Genomic DNA, 24,699 nt, shown 5'->3' with positions numbered 1-24,699 from the left:
CGCTTTGATGTGGCCGACCCGGCCGGGCGAAGCCGTCGGCGCGCTGCGTGCCGTCGTGCTGATTGCGCTCGGCACCGCGCTGATGGCGCTGTCGGCCAAGGTGAACCTGCCGCTGCCCTATGTGCCGATGACGCTGCAGACGCTGGTGGTGCTGATGATCGGCGCCGCCTATGGCTGGCGGCTTGGCAGCGCAACCATGATTGCCTACCTCGCCGAGGGCGCGATCGGGCTGCCGGTGTTCGCCGGTCCCGTGGGTGGGATTGCGCCGCTGGTCGGCCCGACCGCGGGCTATCTGTTCGGTTTCGTGCTGGCTGCCTTCGTGACCGGCTGGCTCGCCGAGCGCGGCTGGGATCGCAGCGTGATGCTGCTGTTTGCGGCGATGGCCGTTGGCCATATCGCCATTCTGGCCGCCGGCTTCGGCTGGCTGGCTTTTGGCCTGGGTCTCGGCGCCGCCAAGGCCTGGCAGGTCGGCATCGTGCCGTTCATTGCGGCCTCACTGGTCAAGAATGCGCTCGGCGCGGCCCTGATGCCGGCGGCGCGTCGGATCGTCGAGCGCCGCGGGTAAAACGCGCTACAACCAGCAGTTCCAATTGACAGGGCCGGCCAAGTTGATCTTGGCTGGCCGGTGTTTTGAGGGGGAGTGAAACCATGACGACGACAACGATGGCGGGAGCGCCGGTCGCGCCGCCCGTCGCCAAACCGTGGTACAAGGTCCTCTACGTCCAGGTGCTGATCGCGATCGTGCTCGGTGCCATCGTCGGCTGGCTATGGCCGCAGGTCGCCACCAACGAATGGATCAAGGCGCTCGGCGACGGCTTCATCAAGCTGATCAAGATGGTGATCGCCCCGATCATCTTCTGCACCGTCGTTTCCGGCATCGCGCACATCCAGGACGCCAAGAAGGTCGGCCGCATCGGCGTCAAGGCGCTGGTCTATTTCGAGGTCGTCTCGACCTTCGCACTGGTGATCGGTCTCATCGTCGGCAATCTCGTCAAGCCGGGCTCCGGCTTCGGCAATGCGGCGGCGAACGAGGCGGCCGTTGCAGGCTACGCCAAGCAGGCCGCCGGCCAGAGGTCCGTCGACTTCGTGCTGCACATCATTCCCGACACCGTGGTCGGCGCCTTCGCACAAGGCGAAATTCTGCAGGTGCTGCTGTTCGCGGTGCTGTTCGGCTTTGCTTTGATGAGCCTCGGCGAGCGCGGCCATACGATTCGCAGCTTCATCGACGATGCTGCGCACGCGGTGTTCGGCGTCATCTCGATCGTCATGCGCGCAGCGCCGATAGGTGCGTTCGGTGCGATGGCCTATACGATCGGCAAGTTCGGTACCGGCGCCATCCTCAACCTGCTCGGTCTCATCGCCACGTTCTATGTCACCGCGGCGCTGTTCGTGTTCGTCGTGCTCGGCCTCATCGCGCGCATGGCCGGCTTCTCGATCTTCAAGTTCCTGGCCTACATCAAGGACGAGTTGCTGATCGTGCTCGGCACCTCGTCCTCGGAAAGCGCGCTGCCGTCCCTCATGGAGAAGCTGGAGCGGCTCGGCTGCTCCAAGTCGGTGGTCGGCCTCGTGGTGCCCACGGGCTACTCGTTCAACCTCGACGGCACCAACATCTACATGACGTTGGCGACCCTGTTCATCGCGCAGGCGCTCGGCGTCGATCTTTCCTTCGGCCAGCAACTCACGATCCTGGTCGTGGCGATGCTGACCTCGAAGGGCGCCTCCGGCATCACCGGCGCGGGCTTCATCACGCTGGCGGCGACGCTCGCCGTGGTGGATCCACGCCTCGTGCCGGGCATGGCGATCGTGCTCGGCATCGACAAGTTCATGAGCGAGTGCCGCGCGCTGACCAATCTGTGCGGCAACGGTGTCGCCTGCGTGATCGTGGCCTGGTGGGAAGGCGAGCTCGACCGCGACAAGCTCAACGCGAACCTCGCCAAGCAGATCGATCCGACCGACATGGAGACGGCGATCACGACGGACTGATCCGGCGATCGCCTGCGGCGGCGCATGCGCCGTCAGGTCCTGAAGTAACCGGGCTGGTCGATATCCTCGATCAGCCCTTTTTCTTTGGGCGCTTGCTCCGGCGATTTCGATATTGCGCCGTGCGCGCGGACCGACGGAATTTTCGACCTCGCGCGTTCAACCTGCATCTCGGATCTCGAAAGGGTGGGGGTATCGTGGGCAATGCGGCTGTGAATCCGATCATGGTGCAGGCGGCGGAGCATTTTGCGGCGGGCCGGGCGGAGCAGGCGGATGCCTTGTGCGCGGAGGTCCTGAGGGCCGAGCCGGATCACCTCCCGGCGCTGCATCTGGCCGCCGTCGCCGCCTTCGTCACGGATCGTGCCGCCGACGGCGCGGTGCTGCTGGGCCGCCTCTTCGACATCGATCCCGACCACGCGCCGGCGCTGGTCACGCTGGGCGATGCGCTGGCGGTGAAGGGCGAACATGAGGGGGCCGTGGCCGCGTTCGAGCGGGCGCTCCGCCGACGCCCGGACGACGCCGGCCTTCACAACAAGCTTGGCGTGGCGCTCGGCGAGCTCGCGCGTTTCGGCGAGGCCGAGGTCGCCTATCGCCGTGCGATGATGCTCGATACGCATCTGACGCGGGCGTGTTTCAACCTCGCCGTCGCGCTGGCCGAGCAGGGACGGCTGGCCGAAGCGGAAGAGGCCTATCGCGCGCTGATTGCGCGCGAGCCCGCTTATCGCGGCGCCTGGCTCAATCTCGGCAACGTCCTTGCGGACCAGAACAGGCTGGGCGAGGCCGCGGCCGCCTATCGTCGCGCCCTTGACGCCGATCCGGACAATCCGGGGCTGCTCTGCAGTCTTGGCGCGGCGCTCTATCGGCAGGGTTTGCTCGGGGACGCCATCGAGCAGTACCGCCGCGCCGTCGCGCTTGCGCCGGACAACATCGCGGCGCTGCGCCTGCTCGGCCTCGTCCTGCACGAGGATGGTCAGCTGCGCGAGGCCGCCGAGGTCTACAGACGGACATTTGCGCTCGATCCGGCGGACCACGTGATCGCGACCAATCTCGGCGCCTGCTACTCCGAGCTCGGCGCGCTCGATGAGGCGATCGCATGCTGTGAACACGCTCTGCTGCTCAAGCCCGATCACGCGCCGGCCTACACCAATTTCGGCATCATCTGCGAAAAGCAGGAGCGCTTCGCCGACGCGGTTGCCGCCCATCGCTGCGCGGTTGCCGCGGATCCCGGCTATGCCAAGGGCCACGCCAATCTGGCGGTGGCGCTGCGCAATGCCGGAGAGATCGACGAGGCGCTCGCGGTCTCGCGCCATGCGGTTGCGCTCGATCCCGAGCAGCCGCTCGCCCAGTACAATCACGCACACTTCCTGCTGATGAACGGTGACTTCGCCAATGGCTTCGAAGCGTATCGGTGGCGGCACAAATCCAAGACGCTCTCGGACGGTGACCCCACATTCAGCGAGCCGGAATGGCAGGGGGAGCCGCTCGATGGCCGCACATTGCTGCTGTTTGCCGAATACGGGCTCGGCGACGCCCTGCATTTCGTTCGCTATCTGCCGATGGTGACGGCGAGGGGCGGAAATATCGTCCTCCAGGTGCAGCCCGCACTCGCCTCCCTGCTGCGAACGCTGCCCGATGTGATCGTGATCGCGCGCGGCGAGCCGCTGCCGCCGTTCGACCTGCAACTGCCGCTGATGAGCCTGCCGCGCGTGTTCGGCACTACGCTCGACACCATTCCGGCCGACGTTCCGTATCTGCATGCCGAGCCCGCAAGACTTTTGCGCTGGCGGTCTGCGCTCGCCGACGTGACGGCCCTGAAGGTCGGCGTGGCCTGGGCTGGGAATATCAGGCACAAGGGCGACCGGCAGCGCTCGCTGTCGGCCGAGGCCGTGCTGCCGCGCCTGGTGATGCCGGGCGTGCAGCTCTACAGTCTGCAAAAGGAGCCGCGCCCCGAGGATGGTCCGATCCTTGCGGCTCTCAACCGCGATATCGTCGATCTTGCCCCCGCCCTCGGCGATTTCGCCGATACGGCGGCGGCCGTCGCGTCGCTTGATCTCGTCGTCGCCGTCGACACTTCGGTCGCGCATCTTGCCGGCGCGCTCGGCCGTCCGGTGTGGATGCTCACGCCTTACGCGCTCGACTGGCGCTGGCTGCGCGATCGCGAGGACACTCCCTGGTATCCGACCATGCGGCTGTTCCGCCAGCGCAGGCCGCGCGAATGGGACGACCCGCTGATGCGCCTGTCGGCCGCGCTCGCAGTCGTCGCCGCGAAAGCAGGGAGTTAGAACCGCTCGGGCCGGTATGGCGTGGGATCGACCGCCGGCGTCTCGCCGCTCATGATCTCGGCGAGCAGGCGTCCGGTCGCGGGTCCCAGCGTAAAGCCCTGATGACCATGGCCGAAGTTCATCCAGAGGCCCGGGTGGCGCAGGGCGCGGCCGAGCACCGGGAGCATGTCGGGCGTGCAAGGCCGAGTGCCGAACCACGGGTCCGGCTCGACCCGCTTGCCGAGGTCGATCAGCTCGCGTGCCGAGGCTTCGGCGCTGGCGAGCTGCACCGGTGTTGCCAGCACATCCGGTCCCGTCAGCTCCGCTCCCGTCGTGATGCGAATGCCCTTGGCCATCGGACCCATGGCATAGCCGCCGGTCTTGTCGATCAGCGGCAGGTCGAGCGACGCGCCGCCGCTGTAATGCATGTGGTAGCCGCGCTTGCGCACCAGCGGGATGCGATAGCCGAATTTGTGGAGGAGGTCGGGCGACCACGGCCCGAGCGTCACGACGGCGTCGGGAGCATCGAGGCGTCCGCGGTCGGTATCGACCGACCAGCCGGTCGCGGTCTGCTGCAGCGACTGCGCATCACCGAGCACGATCGTGCCGCCGAGGCGCTCGAACAACTCGGCATAGGCGGTGACCAGTGCGCCGGGATCCGACACGGTCCAGGTATCGAGCCAATGGATCGCGCCGGGGAGATCGTCGCGCAGGATCGGCTCGGCCTTGGCAAGCTCGCTTCCGGACAGCACGCGAAAGTTCACGCCGAATTCGCGCTGATCCTCTTCCGCGGCCTTGATCGAGAGATCCAGTGAAGCGGGGTCGCGAAACAACGCTCGGTAGCCGGCACGGCGGATGAGATTATCGGCATGCGCCTCGCGGATCAGGATGTCGTGCTCGGCCGTCGCGTAGGCGATCAGCCGTGCCCACGCCTCGATCGCCTCGCGATGCCGCTTCGGCGCGGAATGCCACCAGTAGCGGAGCAGGGGCTCGATGTGGAGATGGAGGGAGGAGAGGCTGTAGCGCACGTCGTTGGTGCGGCCGGTCGCGATCTTCAAGAGCGAGGCGAGGTCGCGCGGCATGGGATAGGGGCGCACCGCTTCCGCCTGGATCATCCCGGCATTGCCGTAGCTGGTCTCGCGGCCCGGCTCCCTGCGGTCGACGAGCGTGACGGACCAACCGCGCTGCTGCAGGTGCAGCGCCGCGCTCACACCGACCATGCCGCCGCCGAGAACTATTGCACGTCGCATCGAAACTGACCTCGCCAACCAAAAACCGCCCGGTTTGGCCGGGCGGTTTCATGGATGTCCCTGTTATTCGCCGCCGCCGAAGCGGCGCGACCACCAGCCGGCGCGGCGCGGGGCCGCCGGGGTTTCGCTTGCGGACTCCGGCGCAGGCTCGGGTGCCGGCGCGGGCGCAGCGACCGGTTCTTCGGTCACCTGCGCCACCGGCTCGGGCTGGCTGTTCAGCAGGAAGCTCACCTTTTCCCGGACGGTGGAGCGGCGCCGCGCGGCCTTGTCGCCGGCGGACTCCTCTTCTGACGTTGCCGTCGTCGTGGCGGAAGCCGGCTCCGGCTGGGCCGGCGCCTCGGTCCGCACCTCGGCGCGCGGTTCGGACTGCACGATTTGCGGCTCGGCGATGTGCTCGGCCTCGATGTGCTCGGCCTGTGCGATGGAGGGCGCAGGCTCGCTGCCGAAGCCGTCGAAATCGGCAACCGCATCGGTCGCCTCCGACGGCTGACTGGCGCCGAGCTCGTCGCCGATGGAGCCGGCGAGACCTTCCTCGCCGCCACCGCGACGGCGGCGTCCGCCGCGGCGACCACGCCGACGCCGGCGCTCGCCGCTGCCCTGCTGCTCGCCACGGGCTGCCTGTTCCTCGCCGTCTTCGCCGTCCTGCTCGGACTCGGTATCGTCTTCACCTTCACCGGCCATCACGGCCGCTTCGGGAAGCGTGGGGGCGGTATCCTCGCGCAGCTCACCCTCGCGCGGGCCACCGCGGCCGCGCCGGCGGCGACGGCGCTTGCGGCGCTGGCCGTCCTGCTCGGAGGCTGCCTCGCCGGCAGCCTGCTCGTCAGCAAGACCTTCGGTCTCGTCGGTCTCAACCTCGGATTCGGTCTCCAGGTCGAAGCCATCCTCGTCGTCATAGGCTTCTTCGGCCTGTGGCGGCGGGCTCGCAGCAACTTGCGCAGCGAGCAGCGCCTTGGCGGCTTCGAGCGTATGCACCTGCTCGCCGCGGTCGATCACATATGCCTGCGGTCCGCTGACGGTGGGATCGGCGATGACCGACAGCGTGACCTTGAAGCTGTTCTCGAGGTCGCGCAGATGGCCACGCTTGTGGTTCAGCACGTAGAGCGCGACGTCGGTGCGGGTGCGGACCACGAGATTGTGGGTCGCGCCCTTCATCAGGATCTCTTCGAGGCCGCGCAGCAGCTGCAGCGCCACCGAAGACACCGAGCGGACGTGGCCGGTGCCGCCGCAATGCGGGCACGGATCGGTCGAGCTCTCCAGCACGCTGGCGCGGATGCGCTGGCGCGACATCTCGAGCAGGCCGAAATGCGAGATGCGGCCGACCTGGATGCGCGCGCGATCCTGCCGGAGGCAATCGGACAGCTTGCGCTCGACCGCGCGGTTGTTGCGCTTCTCGTCCATGTCGATGAAGTCGATGACGATCAGGCCCGCGAGGTCGCGCAGCCGGAGCTGGCGGGCGACCTCTTCAGCCGCCTCCAGATTGGTCTTGAGCGCGGTGTCCTCGATATGGTGCTCCCGCGTCGATCGTCCGGAGTTGACGTCGATCGAGACCAGCGCTTCGGTCTGGTTGATCACGATGTAGCCGCCGGAGCGCAGTTGCACGGTCGGCGAGAACATCGCGTCCAGCTGGCTCTCGACGCCCATGCGCGAGAACAGCGGCTGGCCGTCGCGATACTGCTTCACCGCGCCGACATTGGCGGGCATCAGCATCTTCATGAAATCGCGGGCTTCGCGGTAGCCGGATTCGCCGGCGACCTGAATCTCGTCGATCTCCTTGTTGTAGAGGTCGCGCAGCGAGCGCTTGATCAGCGAGCCTTCCTCGTAGACGAGGGTCGGGGCCTGCGACTTCAGCGTGAGGTCGCGTACCGTTTCCCACATCCGGATCAGATATTCGAAGTCGCGCTTGATCTCGGGCTTGGTGCGGGAAGCGCCTGCCGTGCGCAGGATGATGCCCATGCCCTCGGGCACGTCGAGATCCTGCACCACTTCCTTCAGGCGCGAACGATCCTGCGCGCTGGTGATCTTGCGGCTGATGCCGCCGCCGCGCGCGGTGTTGGGCATCAGCACGGCATAGCGGCCGGCGAGCGAGAGGTAGGTCGTCAGCGCGGCGCCCTTGTTGCCGCGCTCTTCCTTGACCACCTGCACCAGCATCACCTGGCGCCGCTTGATGACTTCCTGGATCTTGTACTGACGGCGCGGACGGAAGGTGCGCTCCGGCACTTCCTCCAGCACATCGTCGCCGCCGACGGATTCGACGACTTCCTCTTCGGCTTCCTCGCCTTCCTCGTCCTCGTCTTCGTCGTCTTCGTTGGTTGCTTCCGCAGCCTCGGCGGACGTCTCGGCATTCTCGCCGTCGGCGTACATCGCATCGGCCGGCTCGGCCGCCGATGTCACGGCCTCCGCCAGAGCTTCCGCATGCGCTTGGGGAACGTGAGCTTCGAAGGTTGGGGCATCCTGCGGCTCGGCAACGGCCTCGGTCGCGACCATGGGCTCGGCGCCGACGGCCGCGACAGGCGCGGGCGTCTCGTCGGCATGATCATGGTCGTGATGATCATGGTGGTGGTGATCGTGGTCGTGATGATCGCGCTGATGATCGTGATCACGGGCGTGCACGTCATCATGGGCATGATGATCGTCGTGATCATGCTCGCCATGAGCATGTTCGCCCTGATCGTGGTCGTGATCGTGGCCCTCGTGCTCGCCGCGGTGCTCCGCATCGGCGTGCAGATGCTCGCCCTCGTACGGCGCGCCTTCGGTGTGCGGGGCCTCGCCCTCCGAGGGCTGGGCTGCGGGATCGGCGCCGACCTCGAGTCCTTCGACGATGTCGCTGCGCACGCGCTCGCCATGACCGCGGCGGCGGGCGTTGCGGTGGCGCGAACGGCGGCGGCCGTGCGAGCGGTTCTCGCTCTCTTCCTCGGCCTCGCGATGGGCCTGTTCCTCGGCCTCGATCAGCGCCTGCCGGTCGGCGACCGGAATCTGATAATAGTCGGGATGGATTTCGCTGAAGGCGAGGAAGCCGTGGCGATTGCCGCCATATTCGACGAAGGCGGCCTGGAGCGAGGGTTCGACCCTTGTGACCTTGGCGAGGTAGATGTTCCCGCGCAGTTGCTTGCGTTGCGCGGTCTCGAAATCAAACTCTTCGACGCGATTGCCGCGGACCACGACGACCCGGGTCTCTTCCGGGTGGGTGGCATCGATCAACATCTTGTTGGGCATGTCTTAGCTCTTGGCGGCGGCGGACGCGATAAACCGTGGGCGCGTATGGCGCCGCCGGGTGACGCGACGGTCCACCTGATTCGGGGGTGAGGGGAAGGCCGAAACGCCGTCTCTCGCGCCTTGCCGAACCGGAAGCTTCTGGACCGTTGCGACGCGCGGGATTGTCACTCCGCAGCGTCGCGAATGGTCCTTCAGATTTCGTCGGCACAGTCTGGCGCATCAAGCGTCGGCCCGTATGAAACATTGGGCGGCGAGGCCGCCCTTCAATCAGTTGCTGCTGGCCAGGCACGGCGCGAGCGCGCTCGCCTTGGGGATCACGAACCGCTCCCTTGGGATCAAGGGACCGGGTAATGGGTTACGCCGCCGTCAGAACCGTCCCGGTAACATGAGTGGTAACCCGAGACCGTCCACCGCCGGTGCCTGACCCGCTCCACCTCGCTGCCGCGCACCGCGCTGGTCTTAGAGGGAAACGGAAAACGCTGGAATCCCCAAATCTTGGGAGTTCCGGCGCAGCGCCGGGAGGCTGAATGCGACACAACCTGAAATATCGGCCGTCAGCATTCCGTACATACGAGGAATGAGCCATCCGTGCAAGGGAAGCGTCGCACGGCGGTCACAGTCGCCGAGTTTCGCGCTTCTGTCATTAAGGAGCGATTAACCCTGCGGTTCTATTGCGTTAAGAGAGCTGCTCGGAGGCACGGAATCGGTGGCGAGTCGCACAAATCGACGGGTTTTGCTGGGAGGCGTGTTGCTGTGCACCGCGGCATTGCCGTGTGCTGATTCCTCGCGCCTCATTGCTGCGGAAAGTCAGCCGCAGCCCGTTGTTGCCGCAGCGAATTTTCCGGTAGCCTCGGCCGCCCGGCTGGCCGGCGATGGCAAGCAGACCCGCTTCATCCTCGACCTCGACCGGACCGTTACCCCCCGCACCGCCACGCTGGCCGACCCGTTCCGCGTGGTGGTGGACGTGCCGCAAGTCAATTTCCAGCTGCCCGCCGGCACCGGAAGCGGGGGGCGGGGGCTGATCAAGGCTTTCCGCTATGGGCTGGTCATGCCCGGCGGCTCGCGAATCGTGCTCGACCTGACGGGGCCGGCAAAGATCGCCAATTCCTACGTGGTCGAAGCCGCCAACGGCCAGCCGGCCCGGCTCGTGCTCGAACTGGAGGAGATCGAGCGCGCCGCCTTCGTGGCATCGCTTCCCCCTGAAAACCGTCCCGAGTTGCGGCCCGCGATCGCCGAGGCGCCGCCGGCCACGGTTCCCGCCAAGGCAACCGCGGACGCCGCGCAGCAGAAGGCCGACGGCCGTCCGGTGGTCGTGATTGATCCCGGCCATGGCGGCATCGACAACGGCACGCAGTCGGGGGGCGAGAGCGAGAAGAATCTGGTGCTCGCTTTTGGTCTGGCGCTCCGCGACAAGCTGGAAAAGGCCGGCAAATACCGCGTGGTGATGACGCGGGACGACGACACCTTTATCCCCCTCAATGACCGGACCAAGATCGCCCGCAACCACAAGGCGGCTTTGTTCGTCTCGATTCATGCCGATGCGCTGCCTCGTGCCGAGGGCGATGCGCAGGGCGCGACCATCTATACGCTCTCAGATAAGGCGTCCGACGCCGAGGCCCAGCGGCTGGCGGATGCCGAGAACCGGGCCGATGCGATCGCCGGCTTCAACCTCGCCGAGGAGCCCAACGACGTCGCCGATATCCTGATCGACCTCACGCAGAGGGAAACCCGCACATTTTCAAGCCGTTTCGCCCGCCTCTTGATGGGTGAAATGAAGGCGACGGTGCGGATGCACAAGCATCCCCTGAAGTCCGCAGGCTTCCGGGTGCTGAAGGCGCCCGACGTGCCCTCGGTGCTGGTCGAGATCGGTTATGTCTCCAACAAGGGGGATCTCGAGCACCTGGTCTCCGAGGGGTGGCGGTCGCGTGCCGTGGGCTCGATGGCACAGGCGATCGACGGATTTCTGACCAAGCGGATGGCCACGGCCGGAACTCCGAACTGAATGGGTTGATCCCGCCCGATCCAAAGGCCCTAGTTTGGCCACAGCGGACGCTCTATAAAAACCCCGCAGGGGGTCGGAATCGGCGAGAATCCTGCTCGGCAAGCGTCGGAAGTCCGGCACTGATGTGATTGCGTAGGCCGGCGAATTCGCGACGTGAGGTTGGCGGCCATTTGGGGCGCCATGGGGCTGATACTGGACTGATCCAGAGTTTGAACGGATAAACAGATAATGCGCTTGCTGGTGCGGTTCATGGGCTTCCTGTTCGCCGCGGGAACGGTGGTGTTCCTTGTCGGTGTCGGGGCCGTGGCAGGCCTGATCTGGCATTTCTCCAAGGACTTGCCGGACTACTCTCAGCTTCAGGATTACGAGCCGCCGGTGATGACCCGCGTGCACGCGGTCGACGGTTCGCTGCTTGGCGAATACGCCAAGGAGCGGCGGCTGTATCTGCCGATCCAGGCCGTGCCCAAGCTCGTGATCAACGCGTTCCTGGCCGCCGAGGACAAGAATTTCTACGAGCACGGCGGCATCGACTACACCGGCATGGCGCGTGCCGGATTGCTTTATCTCCAGAACTACGGCTCCAACCGCCGCCCGCAGGGTGCGTCCACCATCACCCAGCAGGTCGCCAAGAACTTCCTGCTGACCAACGAGGTCTCCTTCGCCCGCAAGATCAAGGAAGCCTTGCTGGCGATGCGCATCGAGAAAACCTACTCGAAGGACAAGATCCTCGAGCTGTACCTGAACGAAATCTATTTGGGCCTCGGCGCCTATGGCATCGCGGCCGCCTCGCTGGTCTATTTCGACAAGTCGGTGAACGAGCTGACGGTGGCCGAGGCGTCCTATCTGGCGGCACTGCCGAAGATGCCGGCGACGCTGCATCCGGTCCGCAACCGCGACCGCGCCATCGAGCGCCGCAACTACGTGATCGACCGTCTGCTGGAGAACGGCTGGATCAAGCAGGCCGACGCCGACAAGGCGCGCAAGGAGCCGCTGGCCGTCACCAGCCGGTCCAACGGCGCCCACACCTTCGCCGGCGAATATTTCGCCGAGGAAGTCCGCCGCGACATCTTCGAACGCTACGGCGAGAAGAAGCTGTATGAAGGCGGCCTGTCGGTTCGCACCACGCTCGATCCGAAGATCCAGGTCATGGCGCGCAAGGCCATGGTCGCCGGCCTCGTGAATTATGACGAGCAGCAGGGCTATCGCGGCGCCATGAGCAAGCTCGATGTTTCGGGCGACTGGGGCGTGAAGCTCGCCGAGATCAAATCGCTCTCCGACATCTCGCCATGGCGCATGGCGGTGGTGCTGGAGACCAGCGACCAGTCGGCGCGCATCGGCTTCCAGCCGAGCCGCGAGCTCGGCGGCGCCATCAGCAAGCAGCGCGAGACCGGCATCGTCACTGTCGACGGCGTGCGCTGGGCGCGGGCCTTGCAAGGCGGCACAAAGGGCAAGACGCCGACGGCGGTCTCGCAGGTGCTTCAGCCCGGCGACGTGATCTATGCCGACCCGCTCTACAAGGACGGCCAGCCCGTCGAGGGCCAGTACCGGCTCCGCCAGATCCCGGAGGTCTCCGGCGCCATGGTGGTGATGGATCCCTGGACGGGCCGCGTGCTCGCCATGGTCGGCGGCTTCTCGTTCGACCAGAGCCAGTTCAATCGCGCCACGCAGGCCTATCGGCAGCCGGGTTCGTCGTTCAAGCCGATCGTCTATTCGGCCGCGCTCGACAACGGCTATACGCCCTCGACCGTCGTGCTCGATGCGCCGATCGAAATCGATCAGGGCCAGGGCGCCGGCGTGTGGCGGCCTGAAAACTTCTCCTCGGGCAAGTTCCAGGGACCGGTAACGCTGCGCAACGCGCTGCGACAGTCGCTCAACACCGTGACGGTGCGCCTCGCGCAGGACATCGGCATGCCCCTGATCGGCGAATACGCCCGCCGTTTCGGCGTCTATGACGAGCTGCCGAACTATCTCTCCTATGCGCTGGGCGCCGGCGAGACCACGGCGATGCGCATGGTCACGGCTTACTCGATGCTCGCCAATGGCGGCCGCCGCGTGAAGCCGACGCTGATCGACCGCATCCAGGACCGCTACGGCCACACCATCTTCAAGCACGACCAGCGCGAATGCCGCGGCTGCGACGCGCCGGGCGGCTGGAAGAACCAGCCCGAGCCGCAGCTGATCGACCGTCGCGAGCAGGTGCTGGATTCCATGACCGCCTATCAGATCACCGAGCTGATGGAAGGCGTTGTGCAGGCCGGTACGGCCACGGTCATCAAGGACGTCGGCAAACCCGTCGCCGGCAAGACCGGCACCACCAACGAGGCCAAGGACGCCTGGTTCGTCGGCTTCTCGCCCGATATCGCCGTCGCCATCTACATGGGCTACGACAAGCCGCGTCCGCTGGGTCGGGGCAATGCCGCGACCGGCGGTCATCTGGCAGCTCCGATCGCGCGCGATTTCCTCAAGCTCGCGCTCGCCGACAAGCCGGCCGTTCCGTTCAAGGTGCCGGCCGGCATTAAGCTGGTCCGCGTCGTCGCCAAGACCGGCATGCGCGCCGGCCCGGGAGAAACCGGCGGGACCATCCTCGAAGCCTTCAAGCCGGGCACGGCCCCGCCGGACAATTATTCGGTTATCGGCGTTGCCGACGCCGACGGACGCATGCCGGCGTCGCAGCAGCAGCAGCCGGATTCCGGCTTCTTCATGCGGCCGGGCACCGGCGGGCTGTACTAAGCATGATCCGGAAAAGTGCGCAGCGGTTTTCCGAAAAGATCATGCTTAGACAACAACCTAAAGCGCGATGACGATTGATCCTGATCGCTTCGCGCTTTAAGGCTCAGGACAAGACAGACGATCGCGGTTCCGGCGGTTGCGCTTTGCAGCCGCCGCCGCTACATCCCAACCTCAATTGCTTGCGGAACCAGTTCCGCGAAACCAGAGAACGACATGCGCGCCGAAATCGAACGGTTGGTAGAAGAGATCAAGCAGTCAGTCGGGCTGCTGAGGAGGCATCTTTGACGTCGAGAAATCGACGGCGCGCCTCGCTGAGCTGAACAAGCTCGCAGAAGATCCCAACCTCTGGAACGATCCCCAGAAAGCCCAGAAGCTGATGCAGGAGCGCACCTCGCTCGAGGATGCGCTCTCAGGTATCGGCAAGGTCGAGCAGGAGCTCGAAGACGACATCGGCATGATCGAGCTCGGCGAGGCCGAGGGCGATGACGGCGTCGTCGCGGAAGCCGAAGCTGCGCTGAAGAACCTCAAGAAGGAAGTCGCGCGGCGCGAGCTCGAGGCGCTGCTGTCGGGCGAGGCCGACCGCTTCGACTCCTATCTCGAAGTCCATGCCGGCGCCGGCGGCACCGAGAGCCAGGACTGGGCGCAGATGCTGCTGCGCATGTACACGCGCTGGGCCGAAACGCACGGCTTCAAGGTCGAGTACCTCGAGGAGTCCGAGGGCGAAGAGGCCGGCATCAAGTCGGCGACCATCCAGGTCTCCGGGCACAACGCCTATGGCTGGCTGAAGACCGAGGCGGGCGTGCATCGCCTGGTGCGTATCTCGCCGTTCGATTCCAACGCGCGGCGGCACACCTCGTTCTCGAGCGTGCAGGTCTTCCCCGTCATCGACGACAGCATCAAGATCGACATCAAGGAATCCGATGTCCGCGTGGACACCATGCGTTCAGGCGGCGCCGGTGGCCAGCACGTCAACAAGACCGAATCCGCAGTGCGCCTGACGCACATTCCGACCGGTGTTGCCGTGGTCTGCCAGGCCGGACGCTCCCAGCACAAGAACCGGGCGCAGGCCTGGGACATGCTGCGCGCGCGGCTCTACGAGATGGAGCTGAAGAAGCGCGAGGAGAAGGCTGCCGCCGATCAGGCGGCCAAGACCGACATCGGCTGGGGCCACCAGATCCGCTCCTACGTGCTGCAGCCCTACCAGATGGTGAAGGATCTGCGCACGGGCGTGCAGACCTCCGACACCGCGGGCGTGCTCGATGGCGAGCTCGACGAGTTCATGGCCGCGACGCTGGCGCAGCGCGCATTCGGCACCGCGACCGGCGAGATCGAGGACGTGGACTAGCCATGCCCCGTGTCGCCTTCATCGGATTGGGGCGGATGGGTCATGGCATGGCCGGCCGCTATCTCGATGCCGGCTTCACGGTCAGCTTGTGGAATCGCAGCAAGGCCAAGGCGGAAGACCTGATCGCGCGCGGCGCGCATTGGGCGACCTCGCCGGAGGACGCGGCGATCGATGCCGACGCGGTCGTGACCATGGTCGCCGACGACGAGGCCTCGCGCGCAGTCTGGCTCGGACCCAAGGGTGCGGCCAAGACGGCGAAAGCCGGCACCATCGCGATCGAATGCTCCACCGTCTCCTATGACCACGCGCGCGAGATGGGCCGCGAGCTCAACGCGCGCGGGCTGATCTATATCGACTGCCCGGTGACGGGATTGCCGGACGCGGCGGCCGCCGGGAAGTTGACGCTGCTTGCCGGCGCCGATGCGGCCGATCTCGAGCGTGCGCGGCCTTATCTCGAACCGATCGGCTCGACCATCCGCCATTTCGGGCCGGTCGGTTCCGGCACGGTCTACAAGCTCATCAACAATCTCATGGGCGCGATCCAGATCGCCGGCCTGGCCGAGGGGCTTGCGATCGCCGAACAGGCCGGGCTCGACATGAACCTCGTGCTGGAATCGATCCAGGCGGGCGTGGCCGCAAGCCCGCAGGTGCAGCGTCACTCCAAGCGCATGGTCGCCCGCGATTTTTCCGGCGCGACGTTCACGACGGCGCTGCGGCACAAGGATGCCGCCTATGCCGTGAAGCTCGCCGAGAGCCTGCTGGCCGACAAGCCGCTGGTCGCGCGCGCCGCGGTCGAAGCCTATGCGCAGGCGAAGGCGGAGATGCCGGATGATGACGAAGGCAGGATGATCGAGCTGGTGTCACGGCCGAAGACGCCGTAGCTGCTCGACCCGGGCATTTGGATCGTCGCGTTCATTTTCGCGCATCGGTTTTGCAAACCTCTGTTTCATCGGAATTCGGGTGGCGCCCTCGATCGCGCCGGTCTACGCGGACGTCGTTGACGACGATCTCGCGCCGTTCGGCCGATTGCGAGCAGACCAGCACGGCGGAGGCGAAGGCATCCTTTAGGCTCGCGCAGATGTCGCGGATCACCGTGAGCGTCCCGCCGAACAGGTCGGGATAGTAGACCTTGAAGATGTGCAGCACCGACGGGCGGGGCGGGGCGTCGCTGGTGTGATGCATGATGGCGGTCAGCCTGCGAGAAGCGCTGCGAGGAACGGTGCGGCCAGCACCGAGATGAAGATGACGCCGCGCAGCAGCGCCGGCAGCATCGGCTCGATCGCGCCATGTCCCCAGTCGGGAGCCGGCACAGCACGCGGTGAACTGGAAATGCGGACCAAGCGGTCAGCCATGGTGAAGTCCTTCTATGTCGCGCCCTCAGTGCGTCTCGTATATGTGGGAAAATTTACCACGTCAATCGCAGCGCAGGAAAATGTGGGATTGTGTCCCACGTGTTGCATTGGTACAATTCAGACATGAATGCCAAGTCCGGGTCCAAAGCAGCGGCACCGCAGCCGAATGCCGCCGCGAAGCTGCACGCGCCGCTGGCGCGGCTGCTGCGCCCGCTCGTGCGGCTCTGCATCCGAAGCGGCATGACCTTTCCGGCGTTGGCGCAGCTGCTTCGCGAGCTGTTCGTCAACGTCGCCGAGCACGATTTCGCGCTGGAAGGAAAGGAGCAGACCGACAGCCGGGTCAGCCTGCTCACCGGCATACATCGCAAGGAAGTGGCGCGGCTGCGCGGCGCCGGCGCGCCTGTGCACGAGGCGCCGGCGGCGGTATCGCTGACCAGCGCGGTGATCGCGCGCTGGCTCGCCGCGCCCGAGTTCACCGATGCCAGGGGTGAGCCGCTCGCTTTGCCGCGCACGGCCGAGGGTGATGCGCCCTCGTTCGAACAGCTGGTCGCCTCGGTGACCAAGGACGTGCGCCCACGCGCGGTGCTCGACGAGTGGGTCGACCGCAAGCTCGTTACCATCAACGAGGCCGACGAGATCGAGCTGGTCGAGGCCGCGTTCGTGCCGAGCGGCGAGGACGACGGCAAATGGCACTATCTCGGCCGCAATCTGCACGACCACATCGCGGCCGCCGCGGAGAACGTCTCCGGGCCCGCGCCACGCTTTCTCGAGCGCGCGGTACACTACAACAACATCTCGCCGAAGCTGGCGCGGCGGCTCGAAGCGCGCTCGCGAGAGCTCGCCATGGACGCGCTGAAGACCGCCAACCGCGAGGCCAACCGCGCGCTGGCCAAGGACAAGGGCGGCAATGCCCGCTGGAATTTCGGCATCTACATCTACAGCGAGGGTGCCGACGAGGAGGGTGAAGGGAAGGTGCGTGGCAAGGAAGGTGATCCTTCATGAGCCGGCCGCCGGTCATCTCCCGTCGCCTGCTGCTGGCTGGATTCTGGCTCGCCGGCACGGCCATCGCCCGTGCACAGGTCAAGCGTGGCACCGATCAGGGCATCGGTGGCACCGGGATCACGCGCGGTGATGATCACGGCATCGGCGGCACCGGCATCGTCGGCGTGATCCAGCGTTTCGGCAGCATCTACGTCAATGGCGAGCGCATCACTTACGCGAGCGACGTGCCGGTCCGGATCGACGGGGAGGCGGCCAGCCCCAGGGCGCTGCGCATCGGCCAGCTCGTGCGTGTGGTTGCGATCCGTCAGGCCGACGGCACGCTCGTCACGCGCAACATCACGGTCGCGAGCGAGGTCTCTGGTCCGATTGAGCAGGTGAAGGGCAACGAGCTGACCGTGCTCGGCCAGAAGATCTTCGCCGGTGACAAGGCGAGCAAGCTGCGGACGGGTACGCAAGTCGCCGTCTACGGCTTGCGCCGGACTGACGGTGTCATCGTCGCAAGCCTGGTGGAGCCGAGGCGCAACGCGGCCGCGCGCGTGACGGGCTTGGTCGAGCGCGGGCCGGACGGCTTGCGAATCGGCGGATTGAAGCTGCGCGGCGTCGATCCCCTGCTGGTCGGCCAGCGCGTCCAGATCGAGGGCAGCGCGAGCCAGGGGGCGATGCAGGCGGCGCGCACGCGGATCGACGATTTTTCGGATCTCGTCGGCGCCAGCCGCCTGTCGATCGAGGCCTATGTGCAGCGGGCGGGTTCGAACCTCCAGCTCGGCTCCGGGCTCATTGCCCGTGACGGCTCGCGCTTCGGCCCAGCCGCCGGTGAAGCGCGCATGGTGGTCAATGGCGTGTTCGACCGGTCGCGCGGGCTTCAGCTCGATTCGGCGCAGGCTGTTGGGCAATTCCCGGGGTCGCCGGGGCAACCACCCGGCGGAGCGGGGCATCCCGGGCGCTCGCCGGGCGGCTCGATCCTGCATCCAGATCGCGGCACCACCCCTGGCGGCGGCCAGCCCGGCGCACCGGGTGCGCCTGCGCCAGGCGCGGGGCCTGGCGGGCCATCCGGCTCTGCGCCGACAGGACCGACCGGCCCGTCAGGTCCCGGCGGTCTGGGCGCGCCCGGCGGGCCCATGGGACCCGGTGGTGGAATGGGTGGTGGCGGCTTTGGCGGTCCCGGAGGCGGAATGGGTGGCCGGCGCTGAGGGCCGCTGACGGGACAGGGAGAAGCGCGGGACTAAGGCACGATCCGGAAAAGTGCGCAGCGGCTTTCCGGAAAGATCATGCTTGAACAACAACCTGAAGCGCGATGACGATTCATCCCAATCGCATCGCGCTTTAGCCCGCGCTGAGACGCACGCCGGCGCGCAGGAATTTCTGCGGGTCGACTGCTTCGCCCTCAATGCGGGTCTCATAATGCAGATGCGGACCGGTGGAGCGGCCGGTCGAGCCGACGAGGCCGACGACCTGGCCGATCTTCACGATCTCGCCGACCCTGACATTGATCTCGGAGAGATGGCCGTAGCGGGTCGACAGCCCGTTGCCGTGGTCGACCTCGACCATGCGGCCATAGCCGCCGGACCAGCCCGCCGAGACCACCTTGCCGTTGGCTGTGACACGAACAGGATCGCCGGAGGCGGCGCGGAAGTCGAGCCCGGTGTGCATCGCGGGCCGACCCAGGAAAGGATCGCTGCGCACGCCGAAGCCGGAGGTGAACTCGACCTCGCCGATGACGGGCTTGCGGTAGGGCACCAGCGCGAGCGTGCGGTTGAGACGGTCCATCTCGGCGCGCGTGGTGTTGATGCGATACAGCTGCTTCTCGAACGGTCCGGCATTGGCCGTCAACTTGACCGGTACGAAAGGCCCGCCCATCGCGCTGCGCGGCACGGCGGCTTCGAGACCGGCGAGGTTCAGGCCGAGATCGCTGACCACGCCGCGCATCCGGCGCATGCGTGAATCCATGCTTTCCTCGACGGCGTTGAGCGTCGCCATCTGGCGCCGCTCGACCTGATCGAGCGAGTTGGTGAGCCGGGCCAGCACGTTGTCGAAACCGTGGTTCCTGGCGAACTGGCTGGTCGGCGGCGCCGCGACGGTCGGGGCGCGCGTTTCGAGGCGAGCTTCGCGGTCCGGCGGCGCCACGAAAATGACGGTGTCGCTGATCGGCGATGGCTTCGGCGTGGCCTGGCTAGCATCGCCGCGCTGCGGGGCGGAGCGGGGAATCGAGCCGGTCACGTCGGGCATGGCTCCGAGCGCCGTGGCCCGGGACTCCAGCGCCGTTTGGCGCTTCATGATCTGGTCGAGCTTCTGGTCGAACTGTTCCTGGTCGAGCAATTGGCGGCTGGTGGCGCGGTCGACCTTGGCGCGCAGCTCGGCGATGCGGTCCTCATAGGCATATTGCATCTCGGCCTGTCGGGCGATCAGCCGGGTCAGGACGTCGTCACGGAACGCAAAATAGGTGGCCGTCGCGGCCGACCACAGCCCGAGCAGCACCACGGTGCCGACCACGATCCAGAATACCACAGGGCCAAAGCGGACCTGCTTGCCGGCATGGACGATGGTGTAGGCGTCGTCGGCGGCGGGCAGGGGAATCGCGGTTACCGCCGCCGGGGCGGCCGGACGGCGATGGAGGACGCGTCCGTGGTCATGAGGATGATGTTGGGGGTAGTGCGAGTATTGGGCAGAACTTTTCGACATCGGCACTCCCGCGCCGGTCGGATGGGCTCCTTGCGGCTCAATTGCCGCAGCAATCTGGGCCGGTCATGGTTAATTTTCTGGAAACGGGAACGAGCGAATTCAACGGACTGGTTAAAGGCTTCTTGCCGCTTCCAGCACCTCGTCGGCATGGCCGTCGACCCGGACATTGCGCCAGATCCGGGTCACCCGGCCATCGGGACCGATCAGTATCGTGGTGCGAAGAATTCCCAGGAAGCTTTTGCCATACATGGATTTTTGGCCCCAGGCGCCATAGGCCTCCAGCATCTCATGTTTCTCATCCGAGATGAGGGGTACGCCGAGCTTGTGCTTGTCGCGGAACTTCTCCTGGGCCTTTAACGGATCGGCGGAGATGCCGAGCACGGCCGTCCCTGCGGCAGTGAAGGCGCCGGCCAGGCGGGTGAAGTCGATCGCCTCCCGCGTGCAGCCGGGCGTGTCGGCCCGGGGATAGAAGAACAGGACGAGCTTTCGCCCGGCATAGTCCGCCAGCGTGACCACGTCGCCGCCGTCGCGGGGCAAGCGGAAGGCGGGGGCCTTCTGGCCCTCAGCCAGGCCGGACTTCGCCTGCGCGGGCGGAGACGCCGTTTTGGATGAATTTAACTGTTTCGACGCGGCCTTATGTGATCCTGCTTTTGCTATGGTCCCGGTTGATTTGCCTGCCGGTGTCCGCTGTGTTTTCGCGGACTTTGCTTGAGTCGATGCCCGCGTTTTCGCGGTCTTCTTTTTGGCGGTCGAACTGCCGGAGGACGTTTTGGACGATTTCTTTCGGGATTTCTGGGACATACGCCTTCCTTTCGACGCTTTCGGCGGGTCAATCGAAGCGGTATTGCAGCCCTCGTCCGGCGTGCCGGAATCGCGCCTTCGGCTGGGCAAGTCTGACGACGCCGGAGTATGGTTACAAGGAATTCCACCGACCACCCCACTGCTCGTTGAACGCGCTCCCGGGGCGAAATGACGAACAGCAGGAATATACGAGGTATGGCGGCAGTGCCGGCGCAGGGAGCATCACTTCCCGTGGCCGGCTGCGGTCCCGGCGGCGCTCAATCCTACGACGGGCGCCTGTATCGAGAAGCAATGGCAAGGAATACGTCGCCCCAGGACTACAACCGGGATTTCGATCGGCGCGGCGGCCAACATGAGCCGCAGGAATGGGACGACGCCGACTGGGATCCGGATCAGGAAGCGGCGGCGGGTCATCGCGCGCGGCGGCTGCTGGCGCGTTCCGGTTCGGGCTTCCATCGCTTCGGTGGCGGATTCGGCGGCTTGCGCCGCCGGCTGGGTGGTGGTCGCTGGCTGAAGCGCATCGCGGTGGTTCTCGGCACCCTGCTCGTCATCTTCGTCGGCTGTTTCGGCGCGCTGTGGTGGAGGCTCGGCGCCGGTCCCATCAATCTGGACATCGCAACGCCATGGCTGGCGGCCGCGATCGAGGACAATATCGGCCACGGCAACACGGTTGAGATCGGCGGCACCCAGATCGAGCGCGCCGGCCGGGTCCGCATCGCCGTCCGCATCCGAGACATCATCGTTCGCGACCGCGATCACGCCATCGTCGCCAGCGCGCCGAAGGCCGAGGTGAAGCTGTCGAGTGCGGGTCTCCTGATGGGGCACCTGCGCGCCGAAAGCCTCAATCTCGTCGATGCCGAGCTCGCGATCCGCATCGCGCCCGATGGCACCGTCACCGTGTCGGCCGGCGACATCGCGAAGCCGCTCGCGACCGGCGTCGCGTCCAAGAAGGACGCCGGCCTGCCGCCGACATTCCCGCGTGGCGGTGTCCCGCCGCCGCCATTTGCGACCGCGCCCGCGAGCCCGGAGGTGTCGCAAGCCGCCCCGCAGGCGACAGCACAGAGTGTCATTCTCCAGGGCCTCGACTGGCTCGACAGCCTGAGCATGACCGGCCTCGACGGCCAGAACCTCAACGAGATCGGCCTCAAGAACGGCAACCTGGTCGTCGACGATCAGCAGCGCGGCAGCAAATGGTCGTTTGAGAACATCACGCTCAGCCTGCGCCGGCCGAGCCGCGGCGGCGTCGCGCTCAGCCTCGGCGAGGAGGGCGCGCGCCCGTGGATGCTGCGCGCCACGATCGGTCCCGCCGAGAATGGCGTGCGCTCCGTCGACATCAAGGCCGACAAGGTCTCGACCTCCAACATCCTGCTGGCGCTGCGGGTGAAGGACTTCACCTATACCGCCGACCTGCCGCTGACCGGCGAACTCAAGGGCGAGCTCGGCCGCGACGGCGTACCGACCTTCTTCCGCGGCAAGATCGCGGTCGGCGCCGGCAACATCATCGACACCGACACGCCCGACTATCCGATGGCAATCGACTCGGCCGAGATCAATGTCGAGTGGGACGCCAACCGGCGCGTGCTGGTCGCTCCGTTCAAGATTCTCTCCGGCGCGAACCGCCTGACGCTGCTGGCTCATCTCGAGCCGCCCAACGGCACCACCAACGACTGGCAGCTCGGCTTCAGCGGCGGTTCGATTCTTCTCGGCGGCATCGACAACGAGCCGCCGCTCGTCTTCAACCGCATTGCGATCGGAGTCCGCTTCGACACGGATCACAAGCGCCTCTTGCTGACGCAGGCCGACATCAGCAATGGCGAGATCGGCGTCGCCGGCACCGGTGCCATCGACTATTCCGGCGAGCCGCGGCTGACGCTGGGCTTTGCGGGAACGCCGATGTCGGCCTCAGCCTTGAAGCGGATGTGGCCGACGCTGATCGTTCCCGAACTGCGCGAATGGGTGATCGAACGGATCGAGCGCGGTACGCTCCAGCGCATCGAGATCGGCATCAACTCGCCGACGAAGAACCTCCCGCGCAGAGGCCCGCCGATTCCGGACGACGGCCTGTCGGTCAACATCGTGGCGAGCGGTGTCGCGGTCCGCCCCGTGGACGGCATGCCGGTGGTGCGCGATGCCGATTTGAAGGCGCGCGTGACCGGGCGCACTGCGACCGTGAACATCGGGCAGGGCGTTGCGGATACGCCTTCGGGGCGCAAGGTCACGATCTCCGACTTCGTCTTCGAGGTGCCCGATATGGCGCCCAAGCCGTCGCCGTCGCGGAGCAGGTTCCGGGTCGATGGCCCGGTGCCTGCGGCCGCCGAAATGCTCGCCAATGATCGGCTGAGCGATCTGTCGTCGACAGTCGTCGATCCCAACACCAGCAAGGGGACGTTCTCGGCGAACATCCAGCTCGGCATGCCGGTCAAGGGCGAATTGACCAAGGCTGACACCACCTATGCCGTCACCGCCGACCTCAACGGCTTTGCCGCCGAGAAGCTGGTGATGAACCAGAAGCTGGAGGCCAACAACCTCAAGATCGTCGCCAATAACCAGGGCTATCAGGTCAAGGGCGACGTCAAGATCAACGGCCAGGCGGCCTCGCTCGATTATCGCAAGCCGGCCGAGGGCGATGCGGACGTCCGATTGCAGGCGACGCTGGACGATGCCAGCCGCGCGCGCCTGGGATTCGATCTGAGCCCCGCCGTCAGCGGATCGTTGCCGATCAAGCTCTCGGGCAAGATCGCAAGTGGCGCGGATCAGACGACCAAGCTCGGCGTCGAGGCCGACCTGACCTCGGTCAAGCTCGACAACATCCTTCCCGGCTGGGTCAAGCTGCCGGGCAAATCCGCCAAGGCGAGCTTCAAGGTGGTGCCGACGGCGCAATCGACGCGATTCGAGGACATCGTCATCGACGGTGGCGGAGCCTCGATCAAGGGCTCGCTCGAGATCGACGCGAACGGCGATCTCATGAACGCCAACTTCCCGACCTATGCGCCGTCCGACGGCGACAAGGCGTCGCTCAAAGTGGAGCGCAGCCAGGACGGCGTGGTGCGCGGCACCATGCGCGGCGACGTGTTCGACGGCCGCGGTTTCCTGAAGTCGGCGATCTCAGGCAATTCCAGGGACGACGGCAAGAGCAAGCTGAAGAACGTCGATTTCGACATCGACGTGAAGCTCGGTGCCGTCGCCGGATTCAACGGCGAGGCCATGCGCAGCGTCGATGCCAAGATGTCGAAACGCAACGGCGCCGTCAAAGCCTTCACGCTGAGCGGCAAGATCGGCCGCGACACACCGGTGGCAGCCGATCTGCGCGGCGGCCGCGCGCAGGGCAGCCGCGAGGTGATCTATCTGCAAACCAACGATGCCGGCGCGCTGCTGCGCTTCACCGACACCTACACCAAGGCGGTCGGCGGCCAGATGGTGGTGGCGATGGAGCCGCCGACGTCCGAGTCGAACGCCTCGCGCGAGGGCCTGATCAATGTGCGCGACTTCATGGTGAAGGGCGAGGCGCAGCTCGAACGCGTTGCCGCCGGCGCGCCCAACGGCACCGGGAATGGCGTCTCCTTCAGCGCGCTTCGCGCCGAGTTCACGCGGCAGAACGGTGCGCTCACGGTCCGCGACGGCGTGGTCAAGGGGCCGATGATCGGTGCCACCATCGAGGGCTCGATCGACTATCCCGGCAACCAGGTGTGCATGAGCGGCACCTTCGTGCCGATGTACGGCGTCAACAACATCTTCGGCCAGATCCCGTTGTTCGGCATCTTCCTCGGCGGCGGCAACAACGAGGGACTGATCGGCGTGACCTACGAGGTCGTCGGCACCCCGGCGGCCCCGGTGATGCGCGTCAATCCGATCTCGGCGATGGCCCCCGGCCTGTTCCGGAAGATCTTCGAGTTCAACACCGGCAAGCAGAACTCGCCGTTCGACGAATTCCCATCGCAGTCCAACGACGGCTCGACGGGATCGACGCGCCAGCTGTCGAGCGGTTGCAGCCTCGCGCGGCGATAAACGCCCACATTCCCAAGTGCTCGTCATGCCCGGGACAAGCCCGGCCATGACGAATGTGGCGACGCTTTCGCGCTAAACG

The 24,699-nt window shown here is 66.3% G+C and carries 17 protein-coding genes; 10 read left to right on the top strand and 7 right to left on the bottom strand.

From position 1 onward, the window contains the following. Positions 1-7 precede the first annotated feature (7 nt). Together ABIF91_RS38565 and ABIF91_RS38560 are read left to right on the top strand one after the other, a co-directional pair. Positions 8-565: a biotin transporter BioY gene (locus tag ABIF91_RS38565; protein ID WP_028177218.1), complete on the top strand. Its 558-nt coding sequence runs from the start codon at positions 8-10 to the stop codon at positions 563-565. Positions 566-648: 83 nt separating this feature from the next. Further along, positions 649-1,983, top strand: coding sequence for a dicarboxylate/amino acid:cation symporter (locus tag ABIF91_RS38560; protein ID WP_028177219.1), 1,335 nt, complete (start codon positions 649-651; stop codon positions 1,981-1,983). Positions 1,984-2,015: 32 nt separating this feature from the next. Here ABIF91_RS38560 and ABIF91_RS38555 read toward each other — a convergent pair whose 3' ends face one another. Continuing rightward, positions 2,016-2,150, bottom strand: a complete 135-nt coding sequence (locus ABIF91_RS38555) for a hypothetical protein (protein WP_283805371.1) — start codon at positions 2,148-2,150, stop codon at positions 2,016-2,018. 54 nt (positions 2,151-2,204) lie between these two features. Between ABIF91_RS38555 and ABIF91_RS38550 the strand changes: the two genes are divergently transcribed. Then, complete coding sequence (locus ABIF91_RS38550) at positions 2,205-4,262, top strand: tetratricopeptide repeat protein (RefSeq protein WP_051052529.1); 2,058 nt, start codon at positions 2,205-2,207, stop codon at positions 4,260-4,262. Here ABIF91_RS38550 and ABIF91_RS38545 read toward each other — a convergent pair. Both ABIF91_RS38545 and ABIF91_RS38540 read right to left on the bottom strand, forming a co-directional pair. Further along, on the bottom strand, positions 4,259-5,491 hold the full coding sequence (locus ABIF91_RS38545) for an NAD(P)/FAD-dependent oxidoreductase (RefSeq protein WP_028177221.1): 1,233 nt from the start codon (positions 5,489-5,491) through the stop codon (positions 4,259-4,261). The genes ABIF91_RS38550 and ABIF91_RS38545 overlap by 4 nt on opposite strands. A 63-nt stretch (positions 5,492-5,554) precedes the next feature. Continuing rightward, complete coding sequence (locus tag ABIF91_RS38540; protein ID WP_035672949.1) at positions 5,555-8,704, bottom strand: Rne/Rng family ribonuclease; 3,150 nt, start codon at positions 8,702-8,704, stop codon at positions 5,555-5,557. Between the two features lie 706 nt (positions 8,705-9,410). Between ABIF91_RS38540 and ABIF91_RS38535 the strand changes: the two genes are divergently transcribed. The 4 genes from ABIF91_RS38535 (at position 9,411) to ABIF91_RS38520 (ending at position 15,662) form a co-directional block, all read left to right on the top strand. Further along, positions 9,411-10,706: an N-acetylmuramoyl-L-alanine amidase gene (locus tag ABIF91_RS38535; RefSeq protein WP_424579719.1), complete on the top strand. Its 1,296-nt coding sequence runs from the start codon at positions 9,411-9,413 to the stop codon at positions 10,704-10,706. Positions 10,707-10,934: 228 nt separating this feature from the next. Continuing rightward, positions 10,935-13,436, top strand: a complete 2,502-nt coding sequence (locus ABIF91_RS38530) for a penicillin-binding protein 1A (protein WP_028177224.1) — start codon at positions 10,935-10,937, stop codon at positions 13,434-13,436. A gap of 213 nt (positions 13,437-13,649) precedes the next feature. After that, positions 13,650-14,781, top strand: a protein-coding gene (gene prfB, locus ABIF91_RS38525; RefSeq protein ID WP_100213528.1) for a peptide chain release factor 2 whose coding sequence is annotated in 2 segments (ribosomal slippage) — positions 13,650-13,718 and positions 13,720-14,781 — 1,131 coding nt in all. Because the reading frame shifts where the segments join, the coding sequence is not laid out codon by codon here. Between the two features lie 2 nt (positions 14,782-14,783). Further along, a complete protein-coding gene (locus tag ABIF91_RS38520) occupies positions 14,784-15,662 on the top strand; it encodes an NAD(P)-dependent oxidoreductase (RefSeq protein WP_028177226.1) in 879 nt (292 codons plus the stop codon). A 31-nt stretch (positions 15,663-15,693) separates the two neighbouring features. Here ABIF91_RS38520 and ABIF91_RS38515 read toward each other — a convergent pair whose 3' ends face one another. Both ABIF91_RS38515 and ABIF91_RS38510 read right to left on the bottom strand, forming a co-directional pair. Then, on the bottom strand, positions 15,694-15,963 hold the full coding sequence (locus tag ABIF91_RS38515; RefSeq protein WP_028177227.1) for a hypothetical protein: 270 nt from the start codon (positions 15,961-15,963) through the stop codon (positions 15,694-15,696). Positions 15,964-15,971: 8 nt separating this feature from the next. Beyond that, the gene (locus tag ABIF91_RS38510; protein WP_162832034.1) at positions 15,972-16,133 is read right to left on the bottom strand and encodes a hypothetical protein; all 162 of its coding nucleotides are present in this window, start codon (positions 16,131-16,133) and stop codon (positions 15,972-15,974) included. A 123-nt stretch (positions 16,134-16,256) separates the two neighbouring features. On the opposite strand from ABIF91_RS38510, the gene ABIF91_RS38505 reads away from it, so the two are divergent. Continuing rightward, positions 16,257-17,135: a DUF6502 family protein gene (locus tag ABIF91_RS38505; protein ID WP_035672920.1), complete on the top strand. Its 879-nt coding sequence runs from the start codon at positions 16,257-16,259 to the stop codon at positions 17,133-17,135. Continuing rightward, positions 17,132-18,325 (top strand): DUF5666 domain-containing protein, encoded by a 1,194-nt coding sequence (locus ABIF91_RS38500; RefSeq protein ID WP_028177229.1) that lies wholly within the window; start codon positions 17,132-17,134, stop codon positions 18,323-18,325. Before ABIF91_RS38505 ends, ABIF91_RS38500 begins: the two co-directional genes overlap by 4 nt. A 133-nt stretch (positions 18,326-18,458) precedes the next feature. On the opposite strand, the gene ABIF91_RS38495 is transcribed toward ABIF91_RS38500, so the two are convergent. Together ABIF91_RS38495 and ABIF91_RS38490 are read right to left on the bottom strand one after the other, a co-directional pair. Beyond that, a complete protein-coding gene (locus ABIF91_RS38495; RefSeq protein WP_028177230.1) occupies positions 18,459-19,814 on the bottom strand; it encodes a M23 family metallopeptidase in 1,356 nt (451 codons plus the stop codon). A gap of 111 nt (positions 19,815-19,925) precedes the next feature. Continuing rightward, on the bottom strand, positions 19,926-20,615 hold the full coding sequence (locus tag ABIF91_RS38490; protein ID WP_080659875.1) for a peroxiredoxin family protein: 690 nt from the start codon (positions 20,613-20,615) through the stop codon (positions 19,926-19,928). A gap of 195 nt (positions 20,616-20,810) precedes the next feature. Here ABIF91_RS38490 and ABIF91_RS38485 point away from each other — a divergent pair, with 195 nt between their 5' ends. Further along, positions 20,811-24,620, top strand: a complete 3,810-nt coding sequence (locus ABIF91_RS38485) for a DUF3971 domain-containing protein (RefSeq protein WP_424579718.1) — start codon at positions 20,811-20,813, stop codon at positions 24,618-24,620. Positions 24,621-24,699: the final 79 nt, after the last annotated feature.

This window comes from Bradyrhizobium sp. USDA 241 (assembly GCF_049739505.1).
GTDB classification, from domain to species: domain Bacteria; phylum Pseudomonadota; class Alphaproteobacteria; order Rhizobiales; family Xanthobacteraceae; genus Bradyrhizobium; species Bradyrhizobium liaoningense.
This window is presented reverse-complemented; position numbering and strand designations above follow the sequence as displayed.